This window comes from Nitrosococcus wardiae, from assembly GCF_004421105.1.
GTDB classification, from domain to species: domain Bacteria; phylum Pseudomonadota; class Gammaproteobacteria; order Nitrosococcales; family Nitrosococcaceae; genus Nitrosococcus; species Nitrosococcus wardiae.
The window spans coordinates 3,551,925-3,570,921 of record NZ_CP038033.1 but is presented as its reverse complement, the minus strand read 5'-3'; the positions used below and the strand labels follow the sequence as shown (position 1 = coordinate 3,570,921).

Annotated in this window: 18 protein-coding genes; all 18 read left to right on the top strand. The window is 52.4% G+C overall.

Annotated elements, in window-relative coordinates; genetic code table 11:
- The first annotated feature begins 36 nt into the window (after positions 1–36).
- Positions 37–648, top strand: a complete 612-nt coding sequence (locus E3U44_RS16795; RefSeq protein ID WP_134359237.1) for an ANTAR domain-containing response regulator — start codon at positions 37–39, stop codon at positions 646–648.
- Position 649: 1 nt separating this feature from the next.
- The gene (locus tag E3U44_RS16790; RefSeq protein WP_240761631.1) at positions 650–2,206 is read left to right on the top strand and encodes a sensor histidine kinase; all 1,557 of its coding nucleotides are present in this window, start codon (positions 650–652) and stop codon (positions 2,204–2,206) included.
- 462 nt (positions 2,207–2,668) lie between these two features.
- Entirely contained in the window at positions 2,669–3,478 is an 810-nt protein-coding gene (locus tag E3U44_RS16785; RefSeq protein ID WP_134359236.1) for a tyrosine-protein phosphatase, read from the top strand.
- 58 nt (positions 3,479–3,536) lie between these two features.
- The gene (locus E3U44_RS16780; protein ID WP_134359235.1) at positions 3,537–5,858 is read left to right on the top strand and encodes a GumC family protein; all 2,322 of its coding nucleotides are present in this window, start codon (positions 3,537–3,539) and stop codon (positions 5,856–5,858) included.
- Positions 5,859–5,867: 9 nt separating this feature from the next.
- Entirely contained in the window at positions 5,868–7,415 is a 1,548-nt protein-coding gene (locus E3U44_RS16775) for a DnaJ domain-containing protein (protein WP_134359234.1), read from the top strand.
- A gap of 13 nt (positions 7,416–7,428) precedes the next feature.
- Complete coding sequence (locus E3U44_RS16770; protein ID WP_134359233.1) at positions 7,429–8,730, top strand: tetratricopeptide repeat protein; 1,302 nt, start codon at positions 7,429–7,431, stop codon at positions 8,728–8,730.
- Positions 8,731–8,803: 73 nt separating this feature from the next.
- Positions 8,804–9,352, top strand: coding sequence for a FecR family protein (locus E3U44_RS16765; protein ID WP_134359232.1), 549 nt, complete (start codon positions 8,804–8,806; stop codon positions 9,350–9,352).
- A gap of 192 nt (positions 9,353–9,544) precedes the next feature.
- Positions 9,545–11,053, top strand: a complete 1,509-nt coding sequence (locus E3U44_RS16760) for an O-antigen ligase family protein (RefSeq protein ID WP_134359231.1) — start codon at positions 9,545–9,547, stop codon at positions 11,051–11,053.
- 248 nt (positions 11,054–11,301) lie between these two features.
- Complete coding sequence (locus E3U44_RS16755; RefSeq protein ID WP_134359230.1) at positions 11,302–12,258, top strand: Rpn family recombination-promoting nuclease/putative transposase; 957 nt, start codon at positions 11,302–11,304, stop codon at positions 12,256–12,258.
- Positions 12,259–12,578: 320 nt separating this feature from the next.
- The gene (gene mntA, locus E3U44_RS16750) at positions 12,579–12,995 is read left to right on the top strand and encodes a type VII toxin-antitoxin system MntA family adenylyltransferase antitoxin (RefSeq protein WP_134359229.1); all 417 of its coding nucleotides are present in this window, start codon (positions 12,579–12,581) and stop codon (positions 12,993–12,995) included.
- Entirely contained in the window at positions 12,982–13,179 is a 198-nt protein-coding gene (locus E3U44_RS16745) for a HepT-like ribonuclease domain-containing protein (RefSeq protein WP_134359228.1), read from the top strand. The genes mntA and E3U44_RS16745 overlap by 14 nt, the downstream gene beginning before the upstream one ends.
- 245 nt (positions 13,180–13,424) lie before the next feature.
- A complete protein-coding gene (locus E3U44_RS19725; RefSeq protein ID WP_206054830.1) occupies positions 13,425–13,799 on the top strand; it encodes an RpnC/YadD family protein in 375 nt (124 codons plus the stop codon).
- Complete coding sequence (locus E3U44_RS16740) at positions 13,702–14,421, top strand: RpnC/YadD family protein (protein ID WP_206054829.1); 720 nt, start codon at positions 13,702–13,704, stop codon at positions 14,419–14,421. Before E3U44_RS19725 ends, E3U44_RS16740 begins: the two co-directional genes overlap by 98 nt.
- Before the next feature lie 478 nt (positions 14,422–14,899).
- Positions 14,900–15,151: a hypothetical protein gene (locus E3U44_RS16735; protein WP_134359227.1), complete on the top strand. Its 252-nt coding sequence runs from the start codon at positions 14,900–14,902 to the stop codon at positions 15,149–15,151.
- Positions 15,152–15,334: 183 nt separating this feature from the next.
- Positions 15,335–16,435: a polysaccharide biosynthesis protein gene (locus E3U44_RS16730; protein WP_134359226.1), complete on the top strand. Its 1,101-nt coding sequence runs from the start codon at positions 15,335–15,337 to the stop codon at positions 16,433–16,435.
- A gap of 5 nt (positions 16,436–16,440) precedes the next feature.
- The gene (locus tag E3U44_RS16725; RefSeq protein ID WP_134359225.1) at positions 16,441–17,589 is read left to right on the top strand and encodes an NAD-dependent epimerase/dehydratase family protein; all 1,149 of its coding nucleotides are present in this window, start codon (positions 16,441–16,443) and stop codon (positions 17,587–17,589) included.
- A 14-nt stretch (positions 17,590–17,603) separates the two neighbouring features.
- Positions 17,604–17,828: a four helix bundle protein gene (locus E3U44_RS16720; protein ID WP_134359224.1), complete on the top strand. Its 225-nt coding sequence runs from the start codon at positions 17,604–17,606 to the stop codon at positions 17,826–17,828.
- A 39-nt stretch (positions 17,829–17,867) separates the two neighbouring features.
- Positions 17,868–18,893: an IS5 family transposase gene (locus E3U44_RS16715; protein ID WP_134359223.1), complete on the top strand. Its 1,026-nt coding sequence runs from the start codon at positions 17,868–17,870 to the stop codon at positions 18,891–18,893.
- Positions 18,894–18,997 lie beyond the last annotated feature (104 nt).

The window sequence follows — 18,997 nt, the reverse complement described above, 5'->3', positions numbered from 1 at the left end:
ACTGGGTCGTAAAAGAACAACAAAAGGGGGGTTAAAGTGAATCCATGCAAGATACTCTTAGTCGATGATGAGCGGTTTGTCCTTTCGATGCTGGCGCAGGGGTTGCGAAATGTAGGTTATCAAGTGTTCGAAGCCACTTCTGGCCAGGCGGCCATGATTTTTGCTGAAGATGTAAAGCCTGCGATTGCGGTTGTGGATATTCGGATGCCAGGGATGTCAGGTATAGAAGTGGGGCGTTGGTTCAGGAAGCAGGAGGTCCCTTTCCTTTTTCTCTCTGCCTATGATGATAGTGAGACGGTAAAAGTTGCTATCGAAGAAGGCGCACTAGGTTACCTTGTGAAGCCTATCGATGTTCCTCAATTGTTGCCCGCTATCCATACGGCCAGAGAGCGTGCTGAAGAGATTAAAAAACTTAAGGAAACAGAGGCACAATTGAGTATGGCGTTAAGGGGAAGCCGGGAAATTAGTATCGCGGTGGGGTTGCTTATGGAACGTTATCGCCTTACCGAGCGAGAAGCTTTTGAAGGTCTCCGGACCCATGCAAGGGCACAACGTTGCAAGCTGAATCACCTGGCGCGGAATATCATAAACGCTGGCGAGCAGCTTAATTGTATCAGCGTTAAGGTACGAGGGGGAGAACGTTCCTAGGGTGGAACAGAAACTGCCTAAAGACGGGGCCACCCTTAACCTGGTTGCCGATTGTGCAAAGGAGATGTGTCGAGGGGAAGGGTGGTTCGATGGAGCAGTGAGGGTCCTAGAACGCTTGGGTAAAGAATTTACCCTCAGTCGCGTGTATTTGGCAGAAAATCTTACCAAACAAACCTTCGAACTGGGAGTATCCATTCGTGCTGAGTGGCCAAAATCCGGTTGCAGCTGGCCTATTGACGAGCAAAAAAAAAGAAATTATTGGTGGGGGGAAATCAACCTCTGGTGGGAAAGTTTAGCCCAGAAAGGCCTATTATCGGCCCCTATAAATGATTTTCCGCGGGAAGCGCGGGCCGTGCTCGGTTCTGCGGACGGCGGCACTTTATTGGCTGTTCTCTTGGTGGTTGAGGGGAAACCGTGGGGCTTTTTGGCCTGCTATGAACCCTTAGAGCGTTGCTGGACAAGCGAGGAAACTACCGTACTGCGGCTTGTTGCAGGGATTCTAGCGGCTACCATCGAGCGGAGTAATAAACTTACACAGAGAACAAAACGGCGGGAGAGACTTGCGGAATTGGTCGAAGAAATCCCTGAGATTTTTTGGGCGGTAGAGGGGAATAGGCTGAAATTGTTATATGCGAGTCCTTCGTTTGAGCGGATGTGGGGTTGTTCGCAAGAAGAAATCACCAGCGATCCTTTGGGCTTTCTCAAAAATGCCTGTGCCGAAGAGGGGGACTATGCCGAGGACGTTTTTGATTTCAATTTTTTGCGAAAACAAAAAGAAGTTTCGATTCATGAAAAACAATTTCGCGTTCTGGTTCCTGGGGGTCACACCCGGTGGATTAGTATGCGCTATTCCATTCTAATGGAGGAAACCGAGGGGACCGGCCTGATTATAGGATTGGCGACAGATATCACTGAATATAAGCAACAGGAAAGGCGCTGGCTGACCCAAAGGGAGTCGTTAATTCGGGAAGTCCATCATAGGATAAAAAACCATTTGCAAGGATTGATGGGCCTGTTACAACAGCACATCCATCATTCTCCTGAACTCGCTCAGCCAATGCAGGCGGCAATTAGCCAGATTGCAGCGGTAGCGGCTATTCATGGCCTCCAGGCAATGAACAAAGGGGGACGGATAAAACTCGATAAGACGGTGAAGGCCATTTGCCATAATGCCGGTAAGATTGCTCACTGTCCGATTCACTTCAATATAGTCTCGCTAGACGCTCCTGCCGTTATTGTGGAGCAGGAAGCAGTTCCCGTCGCCCTGATTGTGAATGAATTGGTACTCAATGCGTGTAAACACCGTGCTTCAGACAGTGGGGAAATCCGGGTGTGGGTGACAGCAAGAATTCCTGAAAAGAGTGCTGAGTTGCTGATTCGAAACGAAAAAGCCCAGTTGAATAAGGAATTTGATTTTGCCTCGGGACAAGGGCTTGGTACCGGTTTGGGGCTGGTCAAATCCCTCTTGCCCCCGGTGGGTGCCAGGCTATCCATTAAAGAGCGTGCAGGGGGCGTTGAAGCTTCTTTTGAGTTAAGCCCGCCCGTCCTGCAAGCTTAATGGACACGAACATTCTAAGGACTTGACAAATTAACCTTTTTTATTAACCATAAGCAGAATGCATGTTTGCCCCAGTCCTCGGCAGCGTGCTATGAAAATAAATGAATCCTTGTACCTAGCGGAATATTTCCCCAGGTACCTCTATAAGGCACACGTCCTTTCCCTAATCCCCGGTAAGTGTGTTAATCGCAGGCGCTTCAAATCCGTATTGCTGGCAGAGCGTTTTCTGGATTCTGAAGGGGAATCCCTCAGGCATTGATCCTAAAAAAACATCTGCCATCCCCCAAGGCTTTATTGAACCTGAGATGGGTACTGATTTGCCGTGACTTGCGAGCGCAATGAATTAAAAAACCGCCGTGCTATGCCGATAACTAAAGCACCCATGCTAAAAGCGATAGAAATCTCTTACTGTATGAATGGTTCCTGTATACGGTAGGGCGGTAGCGTGCTTAAAGCTTCCCTATGATTGATTTGCATTGCCACCTTTTGCCGGGGATCGATGATGGGGCCCCCGATCGGGAAACCGCTTTGGCCATGGCGCGCCTGGCGGTCAGGGATCAGGTGACCACCATCGCCTGTACCCCTCATATTTATCCAGGGCTCTATGACAACACTCCAGAGGGAATCCAAGGGGCCATGGAGCGGCTACGCCAAGAATTGGCAGCGGCGGATATTCCGTTGAAATTGGTCATGGGTGCGGATATTCAAATTACCCCGGACCTGGGAAGAAGGTTACAGGCCGGTGCAGTGCCTACCTTGAATGGATCCCGCTACTTTCTCTTTGAACCTCCTCACCATATTTGTCCTCCCCGCTTCTCCGAGCTTGCCTTCAGCCTGTCCGCCTCGGGTTATGTGCCGATTATTACCCATCCTGAGCGGTTGACCTGGATTGGCGATCATTATGAATTGTTGGTGGATTTGGCACTAAAAGGGATTTGGATGCAGGTGACAGCGGGCAGTCTCACCGGACGCTTTGGGCGCGGCCCCCGCTATTGGGGAGAGCGCATGTTGGATGAAGGATTAGTCTCTGTGCTTGCCACCGATGGCCATGGTTTGGAGCGGCGTCCGCCTTTACTGGGTGAAGGCAGAATAGCTGCAGAAAACTGGGTCAGTGCCGAAGAGGCCAGGCAATTGGTCGAAGGGCGCCCGCAAGCGGTTCTCGCCGATCAGGCGCCTGATACTGTATCCCTGCCGCCTGCGTTGACAGAAGGCTATCCTGCAGGGAGAAAACGACAAGGAAGGCTGTTCCAATGGTTAGGGCTGGGAAGATAGGATTTGCTTTCCCTCAGAGAGGGAAGGATGTCAAACAAGACACCAGACGGAGGACTCAGTGAGCAACGAAGAAAAACCTCATCTTCCAACCCCCAACGCTCAGTCGGGTGGGGCTTTGGCCGAGCGTCCTCCTTCGTCAATCGCCGTCCCTCAATCTGGAGTGTATTACCGCCCTCCCGATGAGGATGAAATTAATCTGCTTGATCTATGGTGGATTTTGGTTCGCCGCAAGTGGACAGTGATGATCTTTTTCCTCATCGTAACCACGGCAGGGATTACCGCCAGCTTTCTCATGACTCCTATTTACCGGGCCGAGGCGACTTTACTCATCGACCGGGAGCCGCCGAAGGTGGTGGAATATCAAGATATTGCGCCGGTTGAATCGGCCTCCTCGCGGGAAGATTTTTATCAGACCCAATATGGGCTTTTGAAAAGCCGCAGCCTGGCCAAGCGGGTTTTTGAGGAATTGGATTTAGCTCGCCATCCGGTTTTTGCCGCAAACCAGAGCCCTTCCCTGTGGGGAAGGCTAAAGGCCTCCTTAAAGAATCTCTGGACGGCGCAAAGCCCTAAGGCGGCAGAAGGAAATGACGGAAATTTAAATTTAAAAATGGATGGGCTTATCAACCGCTTTCAACAGGGGATCACAGTGGAGCCTGTGAAAAACTCTCGGCTAGTGAAAGTCTATTATGACAGCCCGGATCCGAAATTGTCCGCCCAGGTGGTAAAAACGTTAGCCCAAGCGTTTATCAATGCTAATTTGGAGCGCCGTTACGATGCCACCGCCTATGCCCGTGACTTTTTGAAAGACCGGCTCCTGCAGATTAAGGCCCGCTTAGAAGAGACAGAACAAAAATTGGTCGAATATGCCAATGATCATGAAATTATCAACTTTGATGAAAGCCAGTCGCTGGTTGCTCAAAAGTTAAAAGAAATGAGCGCTTCCCTGTCCGCGGCCCAGGAAGAGCGGGCCAAGGCGGAAGCCTTTTATCAGCAGATGCAAAGAACCGCTGGCGGGGGATTACCCCAGGTATTGGAAAGCCCCATGATCCAGCAGCTCAAGGCAAGCTTGGCCCAGTTAGAAGGTAAATATGGGGAAAACCTCCATGTGTATAAGCCCGATTATCCTAAGATGAAGCAACTCCGGGAGCAAATCACCAAGCTGCAGGGGAAAATCGATGAGGAAGTGAATAATGTGCGGGCTGCCATTCAATCAAACTATGAGGCGGCGGTAACCCTGGAAAATTTACTGGCGGGAAAGGTAAAAACGGCCAAAGAGGAAATTAAGGATCTTGCTCAACGCAGCATTGAGTATCAGGTGCTTAAACGGGAAACCGATACCAACCGCCAGCTCTACGAAGGATTGTTGCAACGCTATAAAGAAGTCGGCGTGGCTGGCGGGGTAGGGCTGAATAATATCTCAGTGGTGGATCCAGCTAAAATTCCCCTGGAGTCCCATAAACCGAACATTAAACTCAATGCCTTGCTGGCCATGGTCCTTGGTCTTTTCGGCGGCATCGGCTTGGCCTTTTTGTTCGAGCATTTAGACGATACGCTCAAGCAATCGGAGGAGATGGAGCAGTTGCTGGGGTTATCCGCCCTGGGGCTTATTCCCTTGGTGCCTAACCAAAATAAAGCCCTTCCAGCGGGGGAGTCCCTGGCCTTGGTCAGTGTTGAGGATAAGCGCTCGTCGTTTGCTGAGGCCTATCGTTCCGTGCGCACCGCATTGCAGTTCTCTACCCCGGAAGGGGCCCCCAAAAGCCTGTTGGTAACAAGCGCCGGCAAGGGGGAGGGAAAGAGCACTACGGCGGTGAGTCTGGCCATCCACTTTGCCCAGGCCGGACAAAAGGTTCTGCTGGTGGATTCGGATTTGCGCAATCCCTCTCTGCACCGGGTTTTAGAAATGGATAATGGGGTGGGGTTGACCAATTATTTAGCCGGCGAAGCCACGCCGGTGGAAATCAGCCAGCCGACCACTATTTCCAACCTCTTTCTGATTACCACCGGTCCGCTACCGCCGGATCCTGCCGGGTTGTTGGGAAGTGCCAAGATGATGTCCTTGCTTTCCATGGCTAAGGAAAAATTTGATCATGTGATTCTCGATTCTCCCCCGGTGCTAGGGTTAGCCGATGCATTGGTATTGGGCAATCTGGTGGATGGGACCTTGTTCGTGGTGTCGGCAGGGGATACCCGGCGGGCCTTTGCCCAAGGGGCGATTAAGCGGTTGAGAACGGGGCAAACCCGAATTCTGGGAGGTGTGCTGACCAAATTTGATAGCCGCAGCCATGGTTATGGCTATGGATACGGTTATCACGATTATTACTATTATCCCCAGGAGGATTCCCAGACCGCTCTCCCCCCCTCGGACCAAAAGGTCGCTTAAGAGGGCTCCATGCCCGAGTTTCCGGAGGCCCTGATAGCGTTATTGCTCGCCGCCTATCGCGAGCCTTTGCGGTATCAAAAGCAGTTAAAGGGGCCCTTGCCGGCGCCCTTTCAGCAAGTTTTGCGGTTAGCCGCAGGGAAAGCGTCGCCGGAAATCCGCTCTCTCGAGGCTCGATGGAAAAGCAGTCCAGAAGAGTTACGTAAAGCGGCCATTTTTTATATTGAACAGTCCTGCCTAGCGGGAGAGAAGGATCCCTATCGGATCCTGGGGCTGAATCCCGGCGCCGATTTCCACAAAATTCGTGCCCACTATCATCTCTTAATGTTGCTCTTTCACCCGGATCGGGCTGAGGCCAGCCTAAGCTGGAGAGATGTTTATGCGGTCCGAGTCAATGAAGCCTATCGCCAGCTTCGCCAGGCGGACAGTCGGCAAGCCTATAGATGGGAAGCAAAGACCCCAAAAGCGGGCGGAAAAAATTTAGCGCCCACTTATTTTTATCGGCACCAGCAGAGCCAGCGGAAAAAGAAACATTTTCTGCTTTACCTGGTACAACGGTTTCCCAGAAGTATCCGCTACTTGCCCCAAATCATCCTCGGCAGCGGAATTGGGATCACGGCCCTATTAATGGTAAACCTTTATCTGGCCCGTACCACGGAAGAAACGGCGAGAGTCCCACTCCAGCCAGAAAAAAAAGCCCTGCCCCAGGGACTATCCTCGGGGGGGGAGAGGGCCATGAAGGGGAAAGATCTCCCTCACCCTTCCCAAGAAAAGGAGGCTCCCCTCAGTCAAGGGGATGAAAAGGGAGTTGAAACCGCACTTAGGGAAAACCCGCCCCTGAGCAAAGAGGCCAATGCCGTCGAAAAAAACAGCGTGGAAAGGTCCCTAACGGTGCCGAAAACCTCCTCTGAGAAAAAAAAGCCAGCCAGGTCTTCTCCGGATCAGGCGCTAGCGGCCAAGTCCCGGCCTGTTTCCCAGAATTCCGCGCCAGAGGGGAGATTTTCTTCAGGGACAGGGGGGGGCAGGGGGGAACCCCAGTTAACCGCAAAGGCTCAGCCTTCCTCTGTTGACAGGGAGTCCAAGCTCGAACCGTTGGTAAAAACCAAGGATTCTACAGGGGAAGGGGAGAAAGCAGCTTCTGCCACTTTATCAGGAGCAGTCCCCATGCCTGAAAAAAACCACGCTCCTGGGACTATGCTACCCCAAGCATTGCAACATCTCCTCAGGCGTTTTGTGACCACTTACCAACGGGGGGACTTGGAGGGTTTCCTCATCCTCTTCAGCGCCGATGCCAGCACTAACGATTATGCCGGTAAACCTGCGCTTCGCCAGGACTATGCCCGGTTTTTCTCTTCCACTCAGGCTCGGGAACTGCAATTGAGCAATCTCCGGTGGCAGGTCGAGGGAGATACCGCCCAAGGAAAAGGGCGCTATCTTGTCCAAGTTTCCAAAGCTAGCGGCACCGTTGAAAGTCAGGGCCAGATTCATTTTCAAGTGCAAAGCCGGGAGGGCGCCCCTCTGATCACGGGGCTTTTTAACACCGTGGATAGGGTTAGATAACGGTGAACCCCTAATGCATCTTCCTCAAATCGAGCCCAGGGAGCCAGAGATAGACTCCCCCCCGCAAGCAGCCCCTGTGGAGCCTCAAGGAAAGAACTATTTCAGCCAGGCGATGCGCTGGACTCTGGTGCTAGGCATCGGTGCCCTACTAGCTTGGCGTATCCTGGTTCTTGGCATGGCCGAGTACTATGCCATGGAGGCGCCAGAGAAAGCGTTGGCCTGGGATGGCCGGCATCCCCTGGCCCTTCGCAATCAGGCAGAACGCCTCCTGGAAAGTGCGCCGGCGCAGGCGAACCGTCTGCTGCAACAATCTCTTTGGCAAAATCCCAGTGATGGACGGGCTTATGCGCTATTAGCCCTCCTGCGGGAAAAGGAGGGCCATGAGAAAGCCGCTCGGCAGCTCATGGAGCAGGCTTCTGCGCTGGCACCCCGGCAGTGGCCGGTACAGTTGGAAGTCGCTGCCTTTTGGCTGCGGCAGCGGCGTTTGGATTTGGCGGTGCAAAGCTGGGATGTGGCCTTACAAATGCGAGGTGCCCTTTCCAAGGAACTTTTTCCGGCCCTGCTTAAAATTGCCGAATATCCCTCCCTGCGTCAGGCGTTACTTCCCTTAGCCCGCGCTGTCCCACCCTGGTGGCCTGCCTTTTTTAGCTATGCGGCGGCAAATGCTATCCAGCTTGAGACTTTGCGCGATTTATACAACGTCGAGCGGGAGGCACCTCCCACGGAGCGGGAACGGGAAGCATTTGTTGCCCGCTTGCAACGGGAAGGACGCTGGATGGAAGCCTATTTTACCTGGTTAAATGCCCTTGATGAGCCCGCCCTGCAAGGGCTAGGAAACCTTTTCAATGGCCATTTTGAACAGCCCCTTTCAGGGGGGGGATTTGGATGGCGTTTTAATCGGCCCCGGGGTGTGGAGATCAATCCTGCCTCCACCTATGGAATGGAAGGAGACCGGGCCTTGCGGGTGGCGTTCTTCGGGCAGCGAGTCCGCTTTCAGCATTTATCCCAGCCCCTTTTATTAGCACCGGGAACTTATCGGATGGAAGGCAATGTTCGCTTGGATAATTTAGAAACCGCCCGAGGCTTGCAATGGGCCGTTTGTTGCCTTGCCCCCACTCGGCAGTTGCTGGCCACCAGCGAGCGTTTTTTGGGAGCCAGCCTCTGGCGCCGATTTAACTTTTCCTTTGAAGTGCCAAAGAAAGAGTGTACGGTACAACTATTGCGCTTAGAGCTGTTGGGGCGGGCACCTGCGGATTTTGAGGCGCGGGGAGTGGCTTGGTTCGATACTTTGGCGATTGCACGGATTAAAGAATAAAAAGCCAGTGCCAACATTCCCCCTCCGGCTTTACCAAGCCGCCACTCAACTCAACTGACCCAAGGAGAAACTCATGGAAAAAAAAGGTTTTCTCATCATCATGCTGGGGCTAGGAATCAGCTTCTCAGCCCAGGCAGAACCTCCCCTGCTGACATTATCCCAGATTGAAGGGATCGTCTTAGTCAATCAGGGCAAGCAATTTGCTCGGGCCCATAATGGCATGCCGCTTAGGGAAGGCGATCGGGTATTGACCATGAAAGAATCCCAAGTGGCCCTGCGTTCCGAGGAATATAATTGTGCCTCGTTCTTGCGAGAAAACAGCCTGCTGACCATCCCCAACAGTGTGGATTGTGAAACACTCACCCAGCCGGAAACGACCAAGCAGCAATATGCCGCCTTGGGCGATGAGGTCGTCGAGTCGAGCCCCGCTAGCTCGACAGGAGGAGGGGCTGCCGCCGGGGGAGCGACAGGAGGGGCGACAACAGGAGGCGTGACAGGAGGTGCCCTCGGTGCAGGGGCGATGGGCGCCACCCAGTCACTTATCGTAGGGGGCCTTGTCGTTGGCGTGGGCGCTGGTCTTGCAGCGGGAGTGGCAGAAACCTCTAAAGCAAGCCCCGATTGAAAGTTTTTTCCTTCGATTGAGTAAGCAACCCCCACCCCAACCCTCCCCCTTATGAAGGGGGAGGGAGAGATAAGAACTCCTTCTTTGAATTAAAACCACTCTTCCCCCTTGTAGGGGGGAGATTTAGAGGGGGGTCTATACTAAATTTATGATTACTCAATTAGTTTTGACCACAGCGTAAAAATCTGAGCCATGAGTTCCAAGCATCCTTCCCTTGGCTTAGAAGAAAAACACAACCTCTGGGTTGTCTTAGCTGCAGTCCTCCTCTTTGCCCCTTTGTTTCGGGCCGGGAACAGGCCACTACCCCTGATGGTCCTCGAGTTGGCGGCTCTAGTGTTGTTTGCTCTATGGTGGACCCAACGGAAAAAACAGCGGCAAATCAGCATCGCCGAGACCGCCATGGTGGGGGGAATTCTCTCCATCCCCTTACTCCAGCTCATCCCTTTGTCTCCAGAATTCTGGGCTGAAGCCATCCCCGGACGGGCTTTTTACGCCCAAGGACTTCGCCAGGCCCTGGGAGAGCAATTTTTTTCTGAACACTGGCGCCCTCTGGCCCTTATTCCCTCCTATGGAGAAGCCGCCTGGCTGGCCTTACTTCCCCCCGTGGCAGTTTTTCTAGCCGCTCGCAGCTTGTCTGCTCACCAACTGCAAAAGCTCATCTATTTATTTTTAGGCATTGCCACGTTCCAAGCAGTGTTAGGATTGATCCAGTATGGTGCAGGCCCAAAGAGTGTCTTTCTATTAGGCAATGAACATTATAGCCACAGCGCAGCAGGTACCTACATAAATCGCAATCACTTGGCCGGTCTGCTGGAAATGGCGCTACCGGTAGTTTTGGCGTTACTCATCGCGGCGATAGGCCAACCCTCGAGGTTATCCTACTCCCGTGGAGGATGGCGGCAGCGCTTTTTAACCTGGAGCAACCGGCGAGGCAATCGCTCCATGCTGTACGCGGCCATGGCTCTGGTGATTTTGCTGGGAATCGTATTTACCCGTTCCCGGGCCGGTATTATGCTGGCCATGGTAGGCCTCTTTCTAAGTTTTTTAGCTTTTGCAGGGAAAGTGGGTAGCCGAAAAACCTATGGCACAGTCGGCGTGCTCACCTTTGCGGGGGCGATGTTAGCTTTAGAAATAGGGCTTGCCCCCGTTCTCAGCCGCTTCGCGGCCATGAATGAGTCCCTCCAAGATGGACGCTGGGCGATTTTTTCCGGAACCCTGCAGGCTATCGGCGAGTTTTTCCCTTTCGGAAGCGGCAGCGGGAGCTACGCAGAAGTCTTCCCCCGCTTTCAGGCTGATGATTTCCTTATAGGCGCATTTATTCACCGGGCCCATAATGACTACCTGGAATGGCTCTTGGTAGGGGGACTGCCGGTTGCTATCCTCATCATTGTCGGCCTTTTGCTCTACTTTCGGCAGTGGTTCAAAGTTTGGCGTGGCAAACAGGACTCCAGCTTCTCTTTTATTCAGATAGGGGCAGGGATAGGGCTGTTTCTGTTGCTGCTCCACACCCTTGTAGATTTTAATCTCCACATTCCCGCTAACGCCATCTTCTTCGCCTTTCTCTTAGGAATCTTTTTTCACCCTCCAAAAGAGCGGCGGCGTAGACGGCAAAAAGACCAAGTTTCGCCAGTGGCAGAGCCTAAGCCAGCGAGACCCCGGGAAATACCGCCGGAAAATCGGATAAATCCTTTTAAGTTTTAAGGTTAGTGGGTTGTTAAAAAATTCCCTTTACTTCTTATCCCTTCCCCCTGTTAGGGGGAAGGTGAGGATGGGGGTGATAATAGGGCGATACCCTTTACCTCACCCTCTGAAAAAACCCCTGCTCCCTTCTTAAAAAGGATAAAAGGCGAGGGTGAGAAGGTAAAACTCTGGCATTGGTAAAAAGTGTTGCAGAAGAACTCAAATAGATAGGGTCTCTTTCGTTTACCCCCTAACGGCTCTTTTTACAAATGACCCCCCATGATGCTTCCTACAAAAAGTTGTTTTCCCATCCCGAGATGGTCAGAGATCTGCTGGAGGGTTTTGTGCGAGAGCCCTGGGTCCAGCAGCTGGATTTTGCCACCCTAGAGAAAGTCAGCGGCAGCTATGTGACAGATGATTTAAGGGAGCGGGAAGACGATATTATCTGGCGCCTGCGTCATCGGGAGGGTTGGCTCTATCTCTACCTCTTGCTGGAGTTCCAATCCACGGTGGACCCCTATATGGCGGTCAGGATACTCACCTATGTGGGGTTACTCTATCAGGACCTGATTAAAGCTCAACAGGTAGCGCCTGGACAAAAGTTACCGCCGGTCTTTCCGTTGGTACTTTACAACGGGGGCCGGCGCTGGAGGGCGGCAGAGGAAATTAGCGAGCTGATAACGCCGTTAGGGGGCGGGTTGGAACGTTACCGTCCCAGTCTGCGTTATCTTTTAATCGATGAAGGCAGTTACCAGGAGGAAGTGCTCGCCCCGTTAAAAAACCTGGTAGCGAGTTTATTTCGTTTAGAGAATAGCCGCACTCCGGAAGATCTCTTACAGGTGTTGCAGAACTTGCTACAATGGTTGCAAAGCCCGGCGCAGAAGAGTTTAGAGCGTGATTTTACGCTCTGGCTAAAGCGGGTATTATTACCGGCCCGTCTGCCTGGTGTAGAACTTCCTTCCGTTGCCAGTTTAGAGGAGATGAACAGTATGTTAGCCGAACGGGTGGTGGAATGGACCCAGCAGTGGAAGCAGCAAGGTGTTCAAGAAGGTATTCAACAAGGCGAGGTCCAAGTTTTGCGCCGACAGCTTGCTCGCCGTTTTGGGCCTTTGCCCGAGTGGGTGGAAGCTCGGCTCCAATCAGCGGATACTGCTGCCCTAGAAGAATGGGCTGAGCGGGTGCTGGAAGCGGCCAGTCTGGATGAAATGTTTCAAGAAAAGCCTTAAAGACATACCGGAATCCCCTTTCTCTTTTGGGGAAGAAGGCGGAGTAGGAAGTAAAAAAGCTTGGTTTGAGTTTTAAGGGGAACGACGATATTTTGCTAGAGTGGTGCCCTTTAATATAGGCACCAACGTACTCTCCCTTCCCTAGTTAGGGGGAAGGGAAAGTACGGGGGGTCGCATACTCCTTATCCCTTCCCCCTAATAGGGGGAAGGCTAGGATGGGGGTCGGTATAGCACGCCCGACCAGCCTGTGAAGAGAAAGGAAATTTTTTTCCTGCTTCAATCCCTAGCTAAGGCTTTCCCTTAACTCTTAAAACTTAAAAATGCTATCCCCCACCCCACAACGCCTTTTATCCGCAGCACAAGAGTTTGGACTCCGTTTAGTAGTGCTGTTCGGCTCGCAGGCGAAAGGACATCCAGAGCCGGGTCCGGAGAGTGATATCGATGTGGCCGTATACGGCTGCCCACCCGAGAAATATTGGGAATGTTATGAGGCGATTGATGGGGCATTTGGAGGAGGCGAATTAGATTTGGTGCGATTAGAAGATGCCGATCCCCTTTTTCGGTATGAGATCATGCAGTCGGGCATTCTTTTGGAAGGTGACCCCGACTTCTTTTGCGAGTACCGCGCCTACGCCTACAGGGATTTCATCGACTCGGCCGACCTTTTTGCCCTCGAAAAAACACTCTTTGAGAAAAAAATGGCGCGATTGAGGAAGCAACTTAATGATTCGCCCTGAATTCGTGCTGCGCAAATTGCAGCTTATCGCCGACGATCTTGAGCGACTGATGCGCTTCAGGGACGAAACCCTGGAGTCGCTCACCGCTGACGATCTCAAGCTGGCAGCCGTGGAAAGAATTCTGGAGCGTATCGTGATGCGGGCCATCGATGTCAATGAACATCTCATTCGGGATTATCACTAGTATCTCGAATACCTTCCCTTCCTCCTCCTAGAAAGGTTAGGGTGGAGGGTCGGCAGCGCCGCTTACCCCCTTATCCCTTCCCCTGTTAGGGGGAAGGCTAGGATGGGGGTCTCATGCCACTTACCCCTTAATTCTTGAGAGAAGGCGATGATAGGAGCTGTCGGCGCCACTAATCCCTTATTCTTTCTCTCTGCTAGGGAGAGCAAACGAGACTCTCTCCTTGACATAGATACTGCTGAAGCCTGATGAGTGATTACGATACTCCCTGGAAGGAAGCCCTGGAGCGCTATTTTAGTGAGTTCATGGCGTTCTTCTTTCCCCAGTCGTATGAGGATATTGACTGGAACCGGGGCTATATTTTTTTAGATAAAGAACTGCAGCAAGTGGTAAGAGATGCTGAGCTAGGGCGGCGGCTAGTTGATAAATTGGTGCGGGTCTATGGCAAGGATGGCGAGGAAGACTTAGTGCTAGTACATATCGAGGTGCAAGGGCAGGATGAGAAGGCCTTTGCTGAACGGATGTATGTCTATAACTATCGGTTATCGGTTATTCGACCGTTACCGCAAGCCGGTGGTCAGCCTAGCGGTGCTAGGGGATACGGCGGCTGGATGGCGGCCTGATCGGTTTGGCTATCGGCGTTGGGGGTGTGAAGTCGGTATTCGCTATCCAATTGTCAAGTTGCTGGACTATCGGGAGCGGTGGTCGGAATTGGAGCAGCGCGCCAATCCGTTTGCCGTTATAGTTCAGGCCCACCTCAAGGCTCAGGAGATACGGGGAGATGAGCAGGGCCGCTACCGCTGGAAGCTGCAACTGGTCAGAAGCTTGTACGAGCGAGGTTACGCTAAAGACGATATACTGGAGCTATTCCGGTTTATCGACTGGGTGCTCCAGTTGCCCGAGGGATTGGAAGAGCGGTTTTGGGCTGAATTGAGTTCCTATGAAGAGGCGCAAAAGATGAGCTACATCACCAGTGTAGAACGTATTGGAATCAAGAAGGGAATAGAGAAAGGGATCCAACAAGGACTCCAGCAAGGCTTAGCGGCTGAGCGGCAATTGCTACTGCGCCAAATCCGCCGCCGATTCGGGGTAGAGGTAGCGGAAAGTAGCGTACCCTTATTAGAGCAGGCGGAGGCTCCTGAAGTCTTGGAAGATCTGGGCGAGTTGCTGCTGGACTGCCATGAAGGGAAGGAATGGCTGCAGGCGTTGAGTGATTGTGTCGCTCAGCTCAGAGGGGAAAAATAGCACTCGATTAACAAGGTCTTGTAACAATGTCTTGACGCAAGGTCTGACCCTTATTGTGACCTTCACTCTTTTGGGGAAGAAGGCGAGGGTAAGGGGATTAAAAAATTTGGTTTGAGTTTTAAAAGTTAAGTTTTAAGGGGAACGACGATATTTTGCTAGAGTGGTGCCCTTTAATATAGGCACCCACGTGCTTTCCCTTCTTCCTCCTAGAAAGGTTAGGATGGAGGGTCGGCAATACCCTTTACTTCTTATCCCTTCCCCCTATTAGGGGGAAGGTTAGGATGGGGGTCGGTGTGACATGCCCGACCAGCCTGTAAAAAATGCTGCCAGCAGCAGGAATCCGCCAAAGCGACTCAAAGACGACTCAATGCCGCGCCTGAACACCATAGGAATCCCCCAATTTTTAGGCAGCGGAAAATACTAAGCTTCTGGCCAAATTTAAAGCTTGGTTAGCCAAATTGAGATCTCTTAACCCGACATGGAGAGTACGATCGGCCATTATGAGCGTTCTGGTACTGGCCGTCCCCCTTTTGGAGGTGATATTTATTGCGGTGCACCGGCTTCGCTAAGGGACTCCTCCTTTTCTCCCGACAAAGTCCATTCCCCTTATCTCCTTTTCGCAGCAGGCTTTTGGCCGGAGCAGGTCAGTGGTGTGTTCTTCGCAGTGGAGGTGCCTTTGGGGGGATTGGAATCGGCGGTTGGTTACTGGACACGCCGGAACCCGCGTTAACCCTGGATTTTACCGAGATGGTGAGGGGCATTATTGGAGGGCTACTCAGGCTTTTAACCAGGGGTAAGGAAAGTGCCCGCAAAGCTTCATGGCTCACGGCGATTAGAGAATCGCTAACTTTTGTTGTGTTAACCCGCCTCTTTTTTTCACTGCTCTTACCAGAGATACCTTTTGGAAAAAACAATGGAATTTACCTATAACAAACGCATTCTAGTAACAGGCGCCTGCGGGACCGTCGGTTCCGAGCTCGTCCGTTTGCTCCTAGAGGACCCAAAGTACCAGCCTGCTGAGGTACTCGGGCTCGATAACAATGAGAGCAAACTATTTTTTCTGGATCAGACATATGTCGAAGAACCTCGGGCGCATTTTTTTCTGGCGGATGTCCGCGACTATGATGAGTTGGCCCCCAAGATGCAGGGGATCGATCTGGTTTTCCATGCGGCGGCCCTAAAACATGTAGTCCTCTGCGAGCGATCCCCCTTTGAAGCGGTCCGGAGTAACATTCACGGGGTCCAGAACATCATTCGCGCGGCCAGTGAGAACCAAGTAGAAAAAGTCATCTCCATGAGTTCGGATAAGGCGGTCAATCCCACCAATGTCATGGGGACTTCCAAGCTCATGGGAGAGCGTCTTGTCACTGCAGCCAACAGCAGCCAGCGAAACGGGCACCCCATTTTCGCCTCAACGCGCTTTGGCAATGTTTTGGGTTCCAATGGTTCGGTCATTCCTATTTTTCAGCAGCAAATCGCCCAAGGAGGACCGGTTACCCTGACCGATCCCGCCATGACCCGTTTTGTGATGAGCATTGAGGAAGCGGTTCGCCTAGTCATTGACTCGGCCGACTTAGCCCAGGGGGGGGAGGTTTTTATTACCAAGATGCCGGTAATTCGCATTAAGGATTTGGCCGAGGTCATGATTCGAGAGTTGGCCCCTGCTTATGGCTACGACCCGAAAGATATTGCGATCCGTCAAATTGGGACCAAGCCCGGCGAGAAGATTTATGAAGAACTCATGAGCCAGGAAGAAACACGTCGGGCAGTCGAACTTTCCCGCTACTTTTCCATTCTTCCCGCCTTCCGCGGTCTTTATAAAAACATTGCCTATGAGTACCCTAAAACGATCTCGACGGAGATTACCAAAGCCTATGTATCCAGCCACGAAGAGGCCCTTAGCCAGGAAGGTCTGACGGTTTTTCTTAAAGATAATCACTTGCTTTCTCCACAAAGTGGAATACCAGGACATCCGGCGAGTCGCTACTGGCCCGGAGACAAAAAAGGGGGATAAACAACATGCGAGTCGTGATTTTGGGAGGCGATGGCTATCTCGGTTGGCCCACAGCGATGCGTTTTGCCGCTCAAGGCCACGAGGTGTGGGCGGTGGATAACTATTTTCGTCGTACCATTGCGCAGCAGACCGCTTCGGAGGCGCTCATGCCAAACCCGAATCTGGCCGAGCGTGCCGCTCTCTTTGAAGCGACATCGGGCAAGCCGGTGCAAGTGGTCATTGGCGACTGTTGCGACTACCGGCTATTGGAAAAACTCTTCCAGGAAGCGCGGCCGGAAGCTGTCATCCACTATGCGGAGCAGCCTTCAGCGCCTTACTCCATGCGCGGCTTCGATGAGGCGCGAATTACGCTCAATAACAACCTCAACACCACGCTCAATGTGATCTGGGCCGTACTGGAGTACGCTCCCCACTGCCACATCATTAAGCTCGGGACCATGGGTGAATATGGAACCCCCAACATCGACATCGAAGAAGGCTGGCTGGGAGTGGAGCATAACGGCCGCCGGGACACCTTTCTTTATCCCCGCCAGGCGGGAAGTCTCTACCATACCACCAAGGTCCTGGATACGGATTTGCTCTGGTTTTATGTGCGTACCCATGGGCTCCGGGCGACTGATCTCATGCAAGGTCCCGTGTACGGGCTTTCCACGGAAGAAGCGGATCAGGACCCACGGTTATGGCCCAATTTCCACTACGACGATCTTTTCGGCACGGTGGTGAACCGCTTCCTCACCCAAGCCGTCGCGGGCATTCCATTGACCGTCTATGGCCGCGGTGGGCAGACCCGCGGTTATCTCAATTTGAAAGATACTCTCCAGTGCGTAGAGTTGGCCATGCTCAACCCCGTTGAGGCCGGGGAGCTGCGAATTCTCAATCAATTCACAGAGCAGTTCACGGTTAACCAGCTCGCCGAAAAGGTGCGGCAGGCGGGGAACGAGCTGGGGCTGGATGTGCAAGTGCGTTCCATCGACAATCCCCGCAAGGAGGCTGAAGAGCACTACTACAACCCCAAACACCATGGCCTTTTGGATCTGGGCCTCAAACCCCATTACATGACCCAAGAGGTCCTTATGGAGATGTTGCAGCAGGTGAAACGTTATCGGGATCGTATCGATGAGAAGAAGGTCCTTCCTCGGGTGAAATGGAAGTGAATGAGCAATGAGCAATGAGTAAGTCAGTGCGAAGGTTCGAGGATCTCATCGCTTGGCAGAGGGCGAGAGAATTGTCCAAGAGGATTTATCAGATCACCGGCAAGGGGGCGTTCGCGAGGGATTATGGTCTGCGCGATCAGATAAGAAGATCTGCGGTTTCCGTGATGTCTAACTTAGCTGAGGGCTTCGAGCGCGGCAGTCGATTGGAGTTCAGGGCATCTCTAAAAATTCATTGTTAGATGTAAAATAACCCGAAATCCACATACTAGAGAAGAGAGATGCAACCCAGTTTTTTTGATTTAGACGATCGCTATAAGAAGTTAAACGAGCGGGACGCTTTGATTGGGCTTGATAAGCTCATCGACTGGGAAGGGTTTCGGGAAACCTTGCAGCGATGCCGAGAGAAGGCGAGGAAAAGTGCTGCGGGCAGGAAAGGCTTTGACGTGGTAGTGATGTTCAAGGCACTGGTGCTGCAAGACCTTTATAATTTGAGCGATGAAGAGTTAGAGTTTCAGATCCGCGACCGCTACAGCTTCTGTCGTTTTCTGGGGCTTACCCCCGAAGACCGGGTGCCGGATGCCAAGACGATTTGGCTGTTCCGAGAACAGCTGACGGAAAAGGGGTTAATCAAAGCGCTTTTTGAAGACTTTGAGTGGCAACTAGATGAGAAAGGTTTCAAGGCGAAGAAGGGCCAGATTGTCGATGCCAGCCTGGTGAGTGCCCCCATCCAGCGCAACAGCCGTGAGGAGAATACCCAAATCAAACGGGGCGAAATACCCCAACGTTTTGAGGCCAACCCCCACGTGAAGCGGCAGAAAGACGTAGAGGCGCGCTGGACTGAGAAGAATGGACAGAAACACGACGGCTACAAAGATCACCTGGTCATCGACAACGAATACAAACTGATCCGCAATTTTGAGGTGACCTCCGCTGAAGTGCATGACTCCCAAGTATTTTTTGAGTTATTGAGTGAGAACACCTCCAAGGAGGTGTGGGCCGACAGTGCCTACCGCAGTGAAGAGAATGAATGGATGCTCAAAGCCGGGGGTTATCGCAGCCAGGTTCACAGAAAAGGCTATCGCAACCGGCCGCTCAACAAGCGAGCGCAACAGAGCAACCGCAGAAAATCGCGAATACGTGCCCGCGTTGAACCTGTCTTTGGTTCGATGGAAAATGAGATGGGGGGCCTCTTTCTCCGGGTGATAGGCCTGGCACGGGCCAAAACCAAAATCGGATTGATGAACCTGGTCTACAACCTCAAGCGTTGTGTCAGCCTTTGCAGGAGAGGTCTATCCGCCGCATGAGAAACCTGGGGAATAGGCCCTCAGAATGAGGGATAACGCATAAAAATGCGAAACACTAAGTGACCTTCAAACACAACATCAATTAGTGAAATCGCTGTTCAAGT